This window comes from Streptomyces sp. NPDC001492 (assembly GCF_053597275.1).
In genome coordinates this window covers 132,795-146,738 of record NZ_JBSFHW010000012.1, presented here as the reverse complement: position 1 = coordinate 146,738, position 13,944 = coordinate 132,795, and the positions used below count along the sequence as shown (strand labels likewise).

The 13,944-nt window shown below is 70.0% G+C and carries 14 protein-coding genes; 9 read left to right on the top strand and 5 right to left on the bottom strand.

All coding sequences use genetic code 11. The features are described 5' to 3' along the window. Positions 1-33: 33 nt before the first annotated feature. Together ppgK and ACWC1K_RS17870 are read right to left on the bottom strand one after the other, a co-directional pair. Entirely contained in the window at positions 34-777 is a 744-nt protein-coding gene (gene ppgK, locus ACWC1K_RS17875; RefSeq protein ID WP_450832362.1) for a polyphosphate--glucose phosphotransferase, read from the bottom strand. Between the two features lie 29 nt (positions 778-806). Then, positions 807-1,817, bottom strand: a complete 1,011-nt coding sequence (locus ACWC1K_RS17870; RefSeq protein ID WP_450832361.1) for a 4-hydroxy-3-methylbut-2-enyl diphosphate reductase — start codon at positions 1,815-1,817, stop codon at positions 807-809. Between the two features lie 114 nt (positions 1,818-1,931). Between ACWC1K_RS17870 and xseA the strand changes: the two genes are divergently transcribed. The 3 genes from xseA (at position 1,932) to ACWC1K_RS17855 (ending at position 4,170) form a co-directional block, all read left to right on the top strand. Further along, positions 1,932-3,149, top strand: a complete 1,218-nt coding sequence (gene xseA, locus ACWC1K_RS17865; RefSeq protein ID WP_450832360.1) for an exodeoxyribonuclease VII large subunit — start codon at positions 1,932-1,934, stop codon at positions 3,147-3,149. Between the two features lie 39 nt (positions 3,150-3,188). Further along, on the top strand, positions 3,189-3,419 hold the full coding sequence (locus ACWC1K_RS17860) for an exodeoxyribonuclease VII small subunit (RefSeq protein ID WP_115906151.1): 231 nt from the start codon (positions 3,189-3,191) through the stop codon (positions 3,417-3,419). A 160-nt stretch (positions 3,420-3,579) separates the two neighbouring features. Next, on the top strand, positions 3,580-4,170 hold the full coding sequence (locus ACWC1K_RS17855) for a malonic semialdehyde reductase (protein ID WP_450832358.1): 591 nt from the start codon (positions 3,580-3,582) through the stop codon (positions 4,168-4,170). A 98-nt stretch (positions 4,171-4,268) separates the two neighbouring features. Here the strand turns inward: ACWC1K_RS17855 and ACWC1K_RS17850 are convergent, their stop codons facing one another. Beyond that, a complete protein-coding gene (locus ACWC1K_RS17850; RefSeq protein WP_450832357.1) occupies positions 4,269-4,790 on the bottom strand; it encodes a DUF4245 domain-containing protein in 522 nt (173 codons plus the stop codon). Positions 4,791-4,917: 127 nt separating this feature from the next. Between ACWC1K_RS17850 and glpX the strand changes: the two genes are divergently transcribed. Beyond that, complete coding sequence (gene glpX, locus ACWC1K_RS17845; RefSeq protein WP_344405575.1) at positions 4,918-5,952, top strand: class II fructose-bisphosphatase; 1,035 nt, start codon at positions 4,918-4,920, stop codon at positions 5,950-5,952. A gap of 85 nt (positions 5,953-6,037) precedes the next feature. Here the strand turns inward: glpX and ACWC1K_RS17840 are convergent, their stop codons facing one another. Both ACWC1K_RS17840 and ACWC1K_RS17835 read right to left on the bottom strand, forming a co-directional pair. After that, positions 6,038-6,415, bottom strand: coding sequence for a WhiB family transcriptional regulator (locus tag ACWC1K_RS17840; RefSeq protein ID WP_115906155.1), 378 nt, complete (start codon positions 6,413-6,415; stop codon positions 6,038-6,040). Positions 6,416-6,589: 174 nt separating this feature from the next. After that, entirely contained in the window at positions 6,590-7,291 is a 702-nt protein-coding gene (locus ACWC1K_RS17835; protein WP_450832356.1) for a DUF1707 SHOCT-like domain-containing protein, read from the bottom strand. Positions 7,292-7,470: 179 nt separating this feature from the next. On the opposite strand from ACWC1K_RS17835, the gene ACWC1K_RS17830 reads away from it, so the two are divergent. The 5 genes from ACWC1K_RS17830 to fomD all read left to right on the top strand — a co-directional run bounded on the left by ACWC1K_RS17830 (position 7,471) and on the right by fomD (position 13,648). Beyond that, positions 7,471-9,138 (top strand): fumarate hydratase, encoded by a 1,668-nt coding sequence (locus ACWC1K_RS17830; RefSeq protein ID WP_450832354.1) that lies wholly within the window; start codon positions 7,471-7,473, stop codon positions 9,136-9,138. 716 nt (positions 9,139-9,854) lie between these two features. Further along, positions 9,855-10,373: an SH3 domain-containing protein gene (locus tag ACWC1K_RS17825; RefSeq protein WP_450832352.1), complete on the top strand. Its 519-nt coding sequence runs from the start codon at positions 9,855-9,857 to the stop codon at positions 10,371-10,373. A gap of 233 nt (positions 10,374-10,606) precedes the next feature. Further along, the gene (locus ACWC1K_RS17820) at positions 10,607-11,407 is read left to right on the top strand and encodes a DUF2690 domain-containing protein (protein ID WP_450832350.1); all 801 of its coding nucleotides are present in this window, start codon (positions 10,607-10,609) and stop codon (positions 11,405-11,407) included. A gap of 78 nt (positions 11,408-11,485) precedes the next feature. After that, entirely contained in the window at positions 11,486-12,874 is a 1,389-nt protein-coding gene (locus ACWC1K_RS17815) for a class II fumarate hydratase (protein WP_450832348.1), read from the top strand. A gap of 72 nt (positions 12,875-12,946) precedes the next feature. Further along, on the top strand, positions 12,947-13,648 hold the full coding sequence (fomD, locus tag ACWC1K_RS17810) for a cytidylyl-2-hydroxypropylphosphonate hydrolase (RefSeq protein WP_450832346.1): 702 nt from the start codon (positions 12,947-12,949) through the stop codon (positions 13,646-13,648). The last annotated feature ends 296 nt before the right edge of the window (positions 13,649-13,944 follow it).

The window sequence follows — 13,944 nt, the reverse complement described above, 5'->3', positions numbered from 1 at the left end:
GTACCAGGCATCACCCCGGTACCGGGCCCGGCCTCAGCTCTCCGCGGCGTGCATCGCCGCGCCGACGATCCCCGCGTTGTTCTGCAGCTGCGCCGGGACGATCTCCGCCTTGATGCCGTCGATGAAGGGCAGGAACTTCTGGGACTTACGGCTGACTCCGCCGCCGATGACGATCAGCTCGGGTGAGAACAGCATCTCGACATGGGCGAGGTACTTCTGCACGCGGTGCGCCCAGTGCTCCCAGGTCAGCTCGCCGTCCTCCTTGGCCTTGCTGGAGGCGCGCGTCTCCGCGTCATGGCCGTGCAGCTCCAGGTGGCCGAGCTCGGTGTTGGGCACCAGGGTGCCGTCCACGAACAGGGCACTGCCGATGCCGGTGCCGAAGGTCAGCAGGATGACCGTGCCCCGGCGGCCGCGGCCCGCGCCGAAGTGCATCTCGGCGACGCCCGCCGCGTCCGCGTCGTTGACCACCGTGACCGGCAGGCCGCCCAGGCGGTCGCTGAACAACGCGCGCGCGTCGGTGTCGATCCAGCTCTTGTCGACGTTGGCCGCCGTGCGGATGGTGGACCCGCCGGTGACCACACCGGGGAAGGTGAGGCCGACCGGGCCGGTCCAGCCGAAGTGCTCGACGACCTGCTTCACGCCGTCCGCCACGCCGTCGGGTGTCGCCGGGTGCGGAGTGAGCACTTTGCAGCGCTCCTGAGCCAGGTCGCCCTTGTCCAGGTCCACAGGGGCACCCTTGATCCCGGACCCACCGATGTCCACACCGAAGATCTGCATGGCTCTACGTTACGACGGACGACTGACAGTCACTCCGGCGAGGTGCCGGTTCGCTCCGCGATCAGCGTCGCCGCCTCCTCGCGCAGGTCGCGGCGGAGCTCCTTGGGCAGCGAGAACGTGATGGACTCCTCGGCCGCCTTGACGATCTCGACGTCCTCGAAGCCGCGCTGCGCGAGCCACTCCAGGACCTGCTCGACCAGGACCTCGGGGACGGATGCGCCGGAGGTGACACCGACCGTGGACACACCCTCCAGCCAGGCCTCGTCGATCTCGTCGGCGAAGTCCACGAGGTAGGCCTCGCGCGAGCCCGCCAGCTTGGCGACCTCGACGAGCCGCTTGGAGTTGGAGGAGTTGCGGGAGCCGACGACGATCACCAGCTCCGCCTCGGCGCCCATCTGCTTCACCGCGAGCTGGCGGTTCTGCGTGGCGTAGCAGATGTCGTCGCTGGGCGGCGAGATCAGCTGCGGGAACTTCTCCTTCAGGGCGTCGACGGTCTCCATCGTCTCGTCGACGGAGAGGGTGGTCTGGGAGAGCCAGACGACCTTGGAGGGGTCACGGACCTCGACCTTGGCGACATCGCCCGGACCGTCGACGAGCGTGATGTGCTCGGGGGCCTCGCCGGAGGTTCCGATGACCTCCTCGTGGCCCTCGTGCCCGATCAGGAGGATGTCGTAGTCCTCGTTGGCGAAGCGGACGGCTTCCTTGTGGACCTTGGTGACGAGCGGGCAGGTGGCGTCGATGGTGGCCAGCTTGCCGCGCTCGGCCTCCTCGTGGACGACGGGGGCCACGCCGTGCGCGGAGAACATCACGATGTTCCCCTCGGGGACCTCCTCCGTGCGTTCGACGAAGATGGCGCCCTTCTTCTCCAGGGTCTGCACGACGTACTTGTTGTGCACGATCTCGTGCCGGACATAGATCGGAGCCCCGTACTGCTCCAGGGCTTTCTCGACGGCGATCACGGCGCGGTCCACACCCGCGCAGTAGCCCCGGGGGGCGGCGAGCAGGACACGGCGGCCAGGCGAAGCAGTCATGCGGTCCATCGTAAGGCCGCGGCCGCGGGGGCGAAGATCGGCCTGAACGGCCTCGTCCTCAAACGCCGGACGGGCTGAAAGACCCGGCCCGGAGTTGTCAGTCCTGGCCGTTACCCTCGCGGCATGGCTCTCAACACGTCCGCAGAAGCGCCCCTGCCCGTCGGTGAGGTGTCGCGGCTCATCGGTGGGTGGATCGACCGGCTGGGGGCCGTCTGGGTCGAGGGGCAGATCACTCAGCTCTCGCGGCGGCCCGGCGCCGGAGTCGTGTTCCTGACCCTGCGGGATCCCTCGTACGACATCTCCGTCAGCGTCACCTGCTACCGGCAGGTGTTCGACGCGGTCGCCGATGTGGTGAGCGAGGGCGCGCGGGTCGTCGTCCTCGCGAAGCCGGAGTGGTATGCGCCGCGGGGGCAGCTGTCCCTGCGGGCCGCCGAGATAAGGCCCGTGGGGGTCGGTGAACTCCTCGCGCGGCTGGAGCAGTTGAAGAAGTCCCTGGCCGCCGAGGGGCTGTTCGCGCCCGAGCGGAAGAAGGCCCTGCCCTTCCTGCCGCAGCTCATCGGGCTGGTCTGCGGCCGCGCCTCGGCCGCCGAGCGGGACGTCCTGGAGAACGCCCGGCACCGCTGGCCCGCCGTCCGCTTCGAGGTGCGCAACGTCGCCGTGCAGGGCGTGCACGCCGTCCCGCAGGTCGTGCAGGCCGTCAAGGAACTGGACGAGGCCGGCGAGGTGGACGTCATCATCGTCGCGCGCGGGGGCGGGAGCGTGGAGGACCTCCTTCCGTTCTCCGACGAGCAGCTCGTGCGCGCGGTCGCCGCGTGCCGTACGCCGGTCGTGTCGGCGATCGGGCACGAGCCGGACAATCCACTCCTCGACTACGTGGCCGACCTGCGGGCCTCCACCCCGACCGACGCCGCCAAGAAGGTCGTACCGGATGTCGGGGAGGAGTACGAGCGGGTGCGGCAGTTGCGCAACCGGGCACGGCGGTGCGTCGAGGCGTTCCTGGAGCGGGAGGAGCGCGGGCTCGCCCAGGCGCTTGCCCGGCCCTCGATAGAGGATCCGCACCGGATGATCGACGAGCGGTCCGACCATGTCTCCTCGCTGGTCGACCGTTCGCGGCGCACGCTGGGGCATCTCCTGGACCGCGCCCACTCCGAGCTGACGCACACGCACGCGCGCGTGGTGGCCCTCTCCCCCGCCGCCACCCTGAAGCGCGGTTACGCCGTGCTGCAGAGGGCCGACGGGCATGTCGTCCGGGCCCCGGACGAGGTGACGGCGCAGGAGACACTGCGGGCGCGCGTGGCGGAGGGCGAGTTCACGGTGGTCCGGGCCGACCGGGAACGCTGAGAGCACAGCACGGTGGGAGTCGATGCATAGGGTGGGCGGATGACCAGCAAGGTGGATGAGGCGCTCGGCTACGAGCAGGCACGGGACGAGCTGATCGAGGTCGTACGACGGCTCGAGGCGGGCGGTACGACGCTGGAGGAGTCCCTGGCGCTCTGGGAGCGGGGCGAGGAGCTGGCCAAGGTGTGCCGGCGCTGGCTGGACGGGGCGCGCGCCCGGCTGGATGCGGCCCTCGCGGAGGAGGAGGCCGCGGAAGAGGCCGGCGGCGAGTAGCGCACGACAAGGAGCGATGGCGGCGGTCCGCTGTGAAGCGGATCACCCCGCCCCGTTTATTGTTGAACCTTGAACCTTCCTTCGCGTACCGTCGGTCTCGTCAGTCGATCCGGACCACGGTCCGGATCGGATCCCGGCGCCACCCCGAGGAAGTTCCCGCATGTCTCTCGTTCTTGACCCCGCCGCCCAGGACCTGCTCTTCCGCGAGGCCCGTACCGCGAACACCTTCACCGACGAGCCGGTGACCGACGAGCAGATCCAGGCGATCTACGACCTGGTCAAGTACGGCCCGACCGCCTTCAACCAGTCGCCGCTGCGCATCACCCTGGTCCGCTCCGCCGAGGCCCGTGAGCGCCTGGTGAAGCACATGGCCGAGGGCAACCAGCCCAAGACCGCCACCGCCCCGCTGGTCGCGATCCTCTCCGCGGACAACGAGTTCCACGAGGAGCTGCCGGAGCTCTTCCCGCACTTCCCGGCCGCCAAGGACGTCTTCTTCTCCGAGCGCCCTGCCCGTGAGGGTGCCGCCGGCCTGAACGCCGCACTGCAGGCCGCGTACTTCATCATCGGCGTCCGCGCCGCCGGTCTCGCCGCCGGCCCGATGACCGGCCTCGACTTCGCGGGCGTCCAGAAGGAGTTCCTGGACGACGACCACACCCCGCTGATGGTCGTCAACATCGGCAAGCCGGGCGAGGACGCCTGGTTCCCGCGCTCCCCGCGCCTCGCGTACGACCAGGTCGTCACGACGGTCTGAGCGACCCCGCACGACGCACGGGTCCGAGCGACCCTGCAGGACAAAGGCCCCCGGCGACGAGCCGGGGGCCTTTCCCGTCGCGGTCTCTCAGCGAAGACCTACGCCAGCTTCAGCGCCCGCGCCATCTCCGTCAGCTGCTGGAACGAGCCCGTGCCCGCGACCACCGTCGTGGAGCCCTTGCCGGGCAGCACGAGGGCGTCGTAGCGGCCGCCGGTGTAGCGGGTCCAGGTGCGGCCGGCGATCTCCTGGGTGGCCTTCGTCGCGTCCGACCCCTGGGTGGCCTGGTCGATGAAGGTCGAGGGCTTCTGAGTGGACTGCTCGATCTGCACGTACTGGCCGTCGGGCGTGTGGAAGCCCAGGTGCCAGGCGTCGAACTGGTCGCCCTGGAAGCGGACCGAGGTCGCCTTCCAGTCCTTGGACAGGCCCTCGGGTGCGGCCACGGGGTAGGCGGCGGCGCGGCGCGCCGTGAGCAGTTCGACGCGGTAGTCGACCCGCGGGAGGTCAGGAGGCGAGTCGTCGTGCGGGATGAACACGTAGATGAGTGCCGCCGCGATCCCGATGAGGCCCAGGGAGAGGATCATGTCCCGGACCGTCTTCTGCTTGCCGTTCGAACCTGCCACGCCCCCTATCGTCGCAGGTGCCCGGCTCGCTCATCCGTGGGGTCCCCTGCTCATTTTGTCGGACTGACGATAGAGTCGAAGGTCGAACCCTCATCCGGCCGTCGTCGTATCAGAAAGGTGCGCCTCGATGACCGAGCATCATCACTTGCCGTCCGAGCTCGAAGTCCCCAGCGAAGCCCCCGACCGCAACCTCGCCCTCGAACTCGTCCGGGTGACCGAAGCCGCCGCGATGGCCGCCGGCCGCTGGGTCGGGCGCGGCGACAAGAACGGCGCCGACGGTGCCGCGGTGCGCGCCATGCGGACCCTCGTCTCCACCGTGTCGATGAACGGCGTGGTCGTCATCGGCGAGGGCGAGAAGGACGAGGCCCCGATGCTCTTCAACGGCGAGCGCGTCGGTGACGGGACCGGGCCCGAGTGCGACATCGCCGTCGATCCGATCGACGGCACCACCCTGACGGCCAAGGGCATGCCGAACGCGATCGCCGTGCTGGCGGCCGCGGACCGCGGGTCGATGTTCGACCCGTCCGCCGTCTTCTACATGGACAAGCTGGTCACCGGGCCCGAGGCCGCCGACTTCGTCGACATCGACGCGCCGGTGTCCGTGAACATCCGTCGCGTCGCCAAGGCCAAGCGCTCCACGCCGGAGGACGTGACGGTGGTGATCCTCGACCGGCCGCGGCACGAGGGCATCATCAAGGAGATCCGGGAGGCCGGCGCGCGCATCAAGCTGATCTCCGACGGCGACGTCGCCGGATCGATCTACGCGCTGCGCGAGGGCACCGGCGTCGACATGCTGCTCGGGATCGGTGGTACGCCGGAGGGGATCATCTCCGCGTGCGCCGTGAAGTGTCTGGGCGGGACGATCCAGGGCAAGCTGTGGCCCAAGGACGACGAGGAGCGGGCGCGGGCGATCGAGGCCGGGCACGATCTCGACCGGGTGCTGACCACCGACGACCTTGTCGCCGGCGAGAACGTGTTCTTCGTCGCGACCGGGATCACGGACGGGGAGCTGCTGCGGGGCGTCCGGTATCGGTCGGAGACCGCCACCACCGAGTCGATCGTCATGCGGTCGAAGTCGGGGACGGTGCGGCAGATCAACTCCGAGCATCGGCTGAGCAAGCTGCGGGCCTACAGCGCGATTGATTTTGACCGCGCCAAATAGCTCGGGGAGTTCGGTGCGTTGTTGAAACGAGTGGGGCGCCCCCGGTGCGGTGGGGGCGCCCCATCGGTGTGCGTACGGGGGCCGGTCAGCCCGCTGCCGCTATACGGCCCTGCGCGCGCGCCGTCTTCTTGAGCTCCATCTCGCGGCGGCGCCTGCGCGCCAGGACCACGCGGCGTTCGGCGGCCGTGAGGCCGCCCCAGACGCCGTAGGGCTCCGGTTGCAGCAGCGCGTGCTCGCGGCACTCGACCATGACGGGACAGCGGGCGCAGACGCGCTTGGCCGCCTCCTCGCGGGAGAGCCGGGCGGCGGTGGGTTCCTTGGAAGGTGCGAAGAACAGGCCGGCCTCGTCGCGCCGGCACACCGCCTCGGTGTGCCATGGAGCGTCTTGGTCCCTGTCCCGCACTGGCACCCGCTGGGCCGGAACGGCAGCTACCTGCAGGGACGAATGCGGCGGTTGCAGCACGGTCTACTCCTGACGACGGCTTCGCGAGCGAGCGACGATGCAGCAAGGCCTACCCGCTGTGCGCGAGCCTATGCACTGAGTTCCGAACCGCTGGATTTCGCGTGCTCGTGAGCGCCTCGGGCGGGCGACCGCGGGTGGACCAATTCACTGCGGGCGCGCCCGAATTCGCAACCGTCAACGATTCAGGTGTTTGCGCAAACTCTTGTCGACCTTGTGCTGGACGCGGTCGAGGATGTCCGCGACCAGCTTGCCCCGCTTCGGCCGCGCCTCGACGCTGCCCATCACGGCCCAGCCGTCGACGTAGACCACCGGGGCGTTCGGATCGGTCGAGTCGAGGTTGTCGACCTCGAAGCTGCCGAGCACACCGCCACCCGTGCCGCGCAGCGACACGTTCTCCGGGACGCGGATCTCGACGCTGCCACAGAACGAGAAGGTCTTGACCGCGACCTGCTGGTACTCGAAGAGGGCCTCGCTGAGGTCTATCTCCACGCTGCCGAAGATCGCGTACGCATGGATACGGCGCCCCGCGCGCCAGCGGCCCTTGCGGACGGCGTTACTGAACACCGCCACGACGTTGTCGTCGGGGTCGGCCGGGATCGCGCCCACCGTGGGGCGGCTCGGGGCGGCGGCGAAGGCGGGGGCCGCGCGGTGCTGGTGGGCCGCGGGCAGGTCCCGTATGAAGACCTCCAGTTCACCGACCGTCTTGGCGGCGAGGACGCCCTCGACCCGCTCGGCATGCTCGTCCGCGGTCAGGCGGCCCTCGGCGAGGGCGTCGCGCAGGAGGTCGGCGATGCGGTCACGGTCGGCGTCCGAGGCGCGCAGTTCGGAAACCCGCGGTGCCGTGTCCTGGTCTCGGTCACTCTTCTGAAGGTCCACGGCAGCAGCGTACCGAAACGCGATAGATCGCGACTACCCCTCATCGGGACCTGTGGAAAACGCGTGCGCCCCTCGAACTGAGCCTTACCTCACAGGCTCGGTGTCAGCGGCAGGTTCTACGCTGGTGAGCGCCCGCCAATGACGGCGGGCGCCGTCTGCCGAGTGAGGAATGGGCTGAGATGCCTGAGTTCGCGTACACCGATCTGCTCCCCATGGGAGAGGACACCACCCCGTACCGGCTGGTGACCTCCGAGGGTGTGTCCACCTTCGAGGCCGACGGGCGGACGTTCCTCAAGGTGGAGCCGGAGGCGCTGCGCAAGCTGGCCGAGGAGGCCATTCACGACATCCAGCACTATCTGCGGCCCGCGCACCTGGCCCAGCTGCGGCGCATCATCGACGACCCCGAGGCGTCGAGCAACGACAAGTTCGTGGCGCTGGACCTGCTGAAGAACGCGAACATCGCGGCCGCGGGCGTGCTCCCCATGTGCCAGGACACCGGCACGGCGATCGTCATGGGCAAGCGCGGACAGAACGTCCTCACCGAGGGCGGCGACGAGGCGGCGCTGTCGAAGGGCATCTACGACGCGTACCTCAACCTCAACCTGCGCTACTCGCAGATGGCCCCGCTGACCATGTGGGACGAGAAGAACACCGGTTCCAACCTGCCGGCGCAGATCGAGCTGTACGCCACCGACGGCGGTGCGTACAAGTTCCTGTTCATGGCGAAGGGCGGCGGCAGCGCCAACAAGTCGTTCCTGTACCAGGAGACGAAGGCCGTTCTGAACGAGGCCTCCATGATGAAGTTCCTGGAGGAGAAGATCCGTTCGCTGGGTACGGCCGCCTGCCCGCCGTACCACCTGGCGATCGTCGTCGGGGGTACGTCCGCCGAGTACGCGCTCAAGACCGCGAAGTACGCCTCCGCGCACTACCTGGACGAGATCCCGGCGGAGGGCTCGGAGCTCGGCCACGGCTTCCGGGACAAGGACCTGGAGCAGAAGGTCTTCGAGCTGACCCAGAAGATCGGCATCGGCGCGCAGTTCGGCGGCAAGTACTTCTGCCACGACGTGCGTGTGGTGCGGCTGCCGCGGCACGGCGCCTCGTGCCCCGTCGCGATCGCCGTGTCCTGCTCCGCCGACCGCCAGGCCCTCGCGAAGATCACGGCGGAGGGCGTCTTCCTGGAGCAGCTGGAGACGGACCCGGCGCGCTTCCTGCCGGAGACGACGGACGAGCACCTGGACGAGTCCTCGGACGTCGTCAGGATCGACCTGAACCAGCCGATGGACTCGATCCTCGCCGAGCTGACGAAGTACCCGGTCAAGACCCGTCTCTCCCTCTCCGGTCCGCTGGTCGTGGCCCGCGACATCGCGCACGCCAAGATCAAGGAGCGCCTTGACGCGGGCGAGGAGATGCCGCAGTACCTGAAGGACCACCCGGTGTACTACGCGGGTCCGGCGAAGACTCCCGAGGGGTACGCGTCCGGTTCCTTCGGACCGACCACGGCCGGGCGGATGGACAGCTACGTCGAGCAGTTCCAGGCGGCCGGCGGATCCAAGGTCATGCTCGCCAAGGGCAACCGCAGCAAGCAGGTCACCGAGGCGTGCGATGCGCACGGCGGCTTCTACCTCGGCTCCATCGGCGGTCCGGCCGCCCGGCTCGCCCAGGACTGCATCAAGAAGGTCGAGGTCGTCGAGTACGAGGAGCTCGGCATGGAGGCGGTGTGGAAGATCGAGGTCGAGGACTTCCCGGCGTTCATCGTGGTGGACGACAAGGGCAACGACTTCTTCCAGGATCCGGCGCCGGCGCCGACGTTCACGTCGATTCCGGTGCGCGGGCCTGGGCTGGCGTAGTGCCTGCGGGTGCGGCGGGGGACGGATCTCGCCCCCGCCGCCCCTACCCGTCCCGTCCCCAGGGGCTGCCGCCCCTTCGACCCCGCCAGGGGCTCCGCCCCTGAACCCCGGCGGGGACCGCGTCCCCCGCACCCCTCGCGGGGCTCCGCCCCCGCACCCCGTTTCGGGGCTCCGCCCCGGACCCCGATCGGCCTGAACGGCCTCGTCCTCAAACGCCGGACGGGCTGAAAAGACTCAAACGCCGGACGGGGCGCAAGGCCCCGCCGAGCGGGGTGGAAGACCCAAACGCCGGACGGGCCGAAAGGCTCAGACTCCGCACGGGCCGAAAGGCTCAAACTCCGCACGGGTTGAAGACCCAAACGCCGGACGGGCCGAAAGGCTCAGACTCCGCACGGGCCGAAAGGCTCAAACTCCGCACGGGCCGAAAGGCTCAAACGCCGGACGGGTTGAAGACCCAAGCGCCGGACGGGCTGAAAGACCAAACGCCGGACGGAGCGCAAAGCGCCGCCGGACGGAGTGGAAGACCCCGCCGGACGGAGTGGAAGACACAGTCCCGGGACGGCGTCGGTATGTCGTGATTCTGCGGTAACGCCTGGATGTCGTCCCAGTTCGTCCCAGGAACGGGTGGGACGGCATCTTTGGGAGCTTCGTCGGAAACGCTCCGTGCTGACTGGATCACAGCCCGTGATCCGCAGGTCATCTCGGAGGGACCAACCATGATCCGACGCACACTGCGCAACGGCCTTCTGGCCGCGTTCGCGGTCGTCGCCGTCTTCCCGGTGGCGGCCGTCGCCTCCGCCGGGCCGGCCGCGCAGGCCCACGCGCTGAACTCCACTCCCCCGCACATCTCCGTGCCGGCATGGCAGCCGGCCCCCGCGCCGTCCACGCTGCCCGCCCGGCCCAAGGCGCCGAAGTGCCACCACGCGAAGGGCCGTGCCGCGCGTCACCACCGCCAGATCCGGCACATCCGGCACCTCCACGGCATCCGGCACATCGTCAGGAACCACGCCTGGGGCCATGTCGCCACCCACCGCCTGCCGCTGAACGTCCGCTCCGGGCCGGGCACCGGCTACCGCGTCGTCGGCTCGCGGCCGGTGGGCTCCAGCGTGGCCATCACCTGCAAGGTGCAGGGCTCCGGCGTCCGCGGCAACCACCGCTGGTACCGGCTCGCCCACCACAGGGGCTACGTCTCCGCCCGCTACGTGCACAACCTCGGCACCGTCCGCTGGTGCTGACGGCCCCCAAGCCGCACCGGTCGTGATCCCCGGTACCTCCCGGCGGGCCGCACAGGCCCGCCGGGAGCTGCCGTCCGGTTATCCGCCGATCACACCCCCACTCGGCGTAATCGCAGGTCAACTCAGTCAACTCCCCTTCATATTCCGGTGATCGCGGTATGGCCGGGCGCCGCCGCCGGGAACACATCAGGGCGGTCACCCCGGCATGGCGAGGGAGCGAGATGGAGAGCCACGTGACGGTCCAGAGGCAGCCGCTGCCCGACGCGTCGCAGGACGACGGGCGGCTCCTGACGGAGCGGCTGCGTGCCCTCAAGCAGCGGACGGGGCTGAGCCTGGCCGCACTGGCCGGTGTCACCCCGTTCAGCAAGTCGACCTGGCACCGCTATCTGAACGGCGATCAGTTCCCGCCCCGGGCGGCCGTCGTGGCGCTCGGGCGGCTCGCCGACGCCGACCCCGGCCCGCTGCTCGCCCTCTGGGACTCCGCGGCACGTGCGCAGGCCGACGGGGCGACCGTCGCGAAGCGGCAGCCGGTCCCGTCCGTGCCGCCCGATGCCGTACGGCGCCGCCGCATCCCGCGGCCGAGCCGTGCCGTCGTCGCCCTCGCCACCATGGCCGCCACCGTGGCGGTCACCGCGGCCGCGGCGGACGTCCTGGACCCCGGCCACACAGCGGCGCCCAGGGCGGCCGCCTCCTGCCACGGCAGCGACTGCCAGGGGGAACTCCCCACCTCCGAGACCTGCGCCCGGGACGCGCGCACCGAGAGCACGGTCGCCAGGGGCGCCGAGGTGGTGCTGCTGCGGTTCTCACCGTCCTGCGCCACGGTCTGGTCCGAGCTGCGCACCCGCACGGGCGGCGCGCGGGAGATCTGGATCAGGTCGGGCCAGGACGAGCTGTCCGCGGAGTACCAGGGCGACAAGTCCGACGGGTTCAGCAGCCCGATGCTGGCCGCGCCGGACCCGCGCGGGGCCCAGGCGTGCGCCGAGGTGGCCGAAAAGCCCGTGTGCACCGGCCGGTTCGGAGTGCCGGGCCGCTGACGAGGGCTCGGCCCGCGCAACGACCCCCGGCCGGCTCAAGGCCCGGAACATCCCCGCCTCCCCGATCGCTATACGGGCATGAGCGACGACTACCGCATCGAGCACGACTCCATGGGCGAGGTCCGCGTCCCCGCCGACGCCAAGTGGCGCGCCCAGACGCAGCGCGCCGTCGAGAACTTCCCGATCTCCGGCCAGCGCATCGAGCGCGCCCACATCGAGGCCCTGGCCCGGATCAAGGGCGCCGCGGCGAAGGTGAACGCGCGGCTGGGGGTGCTCGACAAGGACATCGCGGAGGCGATCCAGGAGGCGGCCGAGGAGGTCGCCCGGGGTGACTGGGACGAGCACTTCCCTATCGACGTCTTCCAGACCGGTTCCGGCACCTCGTCGAACATGAACACCAACGAGGTCATCGCCACCCTCGCGACCGAGCGGCTCGGCAGGGACGTACACCCCAACGACCATGTGAACGCCTCCCAGTCGTCCAACGACGTCTTCCCCTCCTCCATCCACATCGCCGCCACCGCCGCCGTCACCCGCGACCTGATCCCCGCCCTGGAACACCTCGCCGACGCCCTGACCCGCAAGTCCGAGGAGTTCGCGGACGTCGTGAAGTCCGGGCGGACGCATCTGATGGACGCGACGCCGGTGACCCTGGGGCAGGAGTTCGGCGGCTACGCGGCTCAGATCCGCTACGGCGTCGAGCGGCTGTACGCCGCCCTCCCCCGCCTCGCCGAGTTGCCCCTCGGCGGGACGGCGGTCGGCACCGGCATCAACACGCCGCCCGGCTTCTCCGCCGCCGTCATCGAGGAGGTCGCCCGCGTCACGGGGCTGCCGCTGACCGAGGCCCGCAACCACTTCGAGGCGCAGGGGGCGCGGGACGGGATCGTCGAGACCAGCGGACAGCTGCGGACCGTCGCCGTCGGGCTGACCAAGATCGCCAACGATCTGCGGTGGGCCGCCTCCGGACCGCGCACCGGGCTCGCCGAGATCAACCTTCCCGATCTCCAGCCCGGTTCGTCGATCATGCCCGGCAAGGTCAACCCGGTCATCCCGGAGGCCGTGCTCATGGTCGCCGCCCAGGTCACCGGCAACGACGCCACCGTCGCCGCCGCCGGAGCCGCCGGCAACTTCGAGCTCAACGTGATGCTGCCGGTCATCGCCAGGAACGTCCTGGAGTCGGTCCGGCTCCTGGCCAACGTCTCGCGGCTGCTCGCCGACCGGACCGTGGACGGCATCACCGCGAACCGGGAGCGGGCCCGCGAGTACGCCGAGTCCTCACCCTCCGTGGTCACTCCGCTCAACAAGTACATCGGCTACGAGGAGGCCGCCAAGGTCGCCAAGAAGGCCCTCGCGGAGCAGAAGACGATCCGCCAAGTCGTCCTGGAGAGCGGGTACGTGGAGCGGGGCGACCTCACGGCGGAGCAGCTCGACGAAGCACTGGATGTCCTGCGGATGACGCATCCGTAACCATTCGTCGCACCGTCGCGAACCGTGACGCGCGCCGCAGCGTCGTATGCCGGGGGCACCTAATATCTGTGCATGGCAGAGGGTGGAGCGATGAGAGCGGAAGCGGACGCGGCTGCGGCGGTGCGGACGGGGTTCTGGACCCCCGGGACACAGGTCCTGTGGCGCTACCGGGAGAACGCGGGCGAACGCTTCCACATCGCACGCCCCGTCACCGTCGTCCGGGACGACGAGGAACTGCTCGCCGTCTGGCTGGCACCCGGCACCGAGTGCGTGAAGCCCGTCCTCGCCGACGGCACCCCGGTGCACGTCGAGCCCCTCCAGTCCCGCTACACCAAGCCCCGTACCGTCCAGCTCGACCACTGGTTCGGCACCGGGGTGCTGAAGCTGGCACGGCCCGGTGAGCCCTGGTCGGTGTGGCTGTTCTGGGAGCCGGGCTGGAAGTTCAAGAACTGGTACGTGAATCTGGAGTCGCCGCTCGTGCGTTGGGACGGCGGGGTCGACTCCGAGGACCACTTCCTCGACATCTCCGTGCACCCGGACCGCAGTTGGCACTGGCGTGACGAGGACGAGTTCGCGCAGGCCCAGCAGGACGGACTGATGGACGCGTCGGCCGCCGAACAGGTGCGCGGGGCGGGCCGGTCCGCGGTGGAGGTGATCCGCTCCTGGGGCCCGCCGTTCAGCGACGGCTGGCAGCACTGGCGCCCGGATCCGTCCTGGGCTGTACCGTCTTTGCCGGAGGACTGGGACCGTACGCCCGCGCATGTGTCCACGTGAGACTCTTGATGCGCCCCCGGTCCACAACCGTAGGATCGTCCTCCGCAAGGTGCAGTGGCAACTGCCGGAGCACGCGCTGGGCTTGACCGATCGTCACCGAGGGGCGGCAGGACGTGAGCGAGGGGTACGAGGGCAACACCGGAACGGCCGGTGAACGGTTCTCCGGTGGCACGACAACAGCCTCTGACCACGCGGGAATTCCGTTCCGGGGACACGTATTCCGGGTATCGGGATTCCTGCGGGACGAACTGCGCTCGCGATGCGCAGCCCCGGACGGACGGATTCGACACGCGTGA

Coding starts and splice junctions, on each gene's coding strand:
- ppgK (WP_450832362.1), bottom strand. CDS start 777: ATGCAGATCTTCGGTGTGGACATCGGTGGGTCCGGGATCAAGGGTGCC.
- ACWC1K_RS17870 (WP_450832361.1), bottom strand. CDS start 1,817: ATGGACCGCATGACTGCTTCGCCTGGCCGCCGTGTCCTGCTCGCCGCC.
- xseA (WP_450832360.1), top strand. CDS start 1,932: ATGGCTCTCAACACGTCCGCAGAAGCGCCCCTGCCCGTCGGTGAGGTG.
- ACWC1K_RS17860 (WP_115906151.1), top strand. CDS start 3,189: ATGACCAGCAAGGTGGATGAGGCGCTCGGCTACGAGCAGGCACGGGAC.
- ACWC1K_RS17855 (WP_450832358.1), top strand. CDS start 3,580: ATGTCTCTCGTTCTTGACCCCGCCGCCCAGGACCTGCTCTTCCGCGAG.
- glpX (WP_344405575.1), top strand. CDS start 4,918: ATGACCGAGCATCATCACTTGCCGTCCGAGCTCGAAGTCCCCAGCGAA.
- ACWC1K_RS17830 (WP_450832354.1), top strand. CDS start 7,471: ATGCCTGAGTTCGCGTACACCGATCTGCTCCCCATGGGAGAGGACACC.
- ACWC1K_RS17825 (WP_450832352.1), top strand. CDS start 9,855: ATGATCCGACGCACACTGCGCAACGGCCTTCTGGCCGCGTTCGCGGTC.
- ACWC1K_RS17815 (WP_450832348.1), top strand. CDS start 11,486: ATGAGCGACGACTACCGCATCGAGCACGACTCCATGGGCGAGGTCCGC.
- fomD (WP_450832346.1), top strand. CDS start 12,947: ATGGCAGAGGGTGGAGCGATGAGAGCGGAAGCGGACGCGGCTGCGGCG.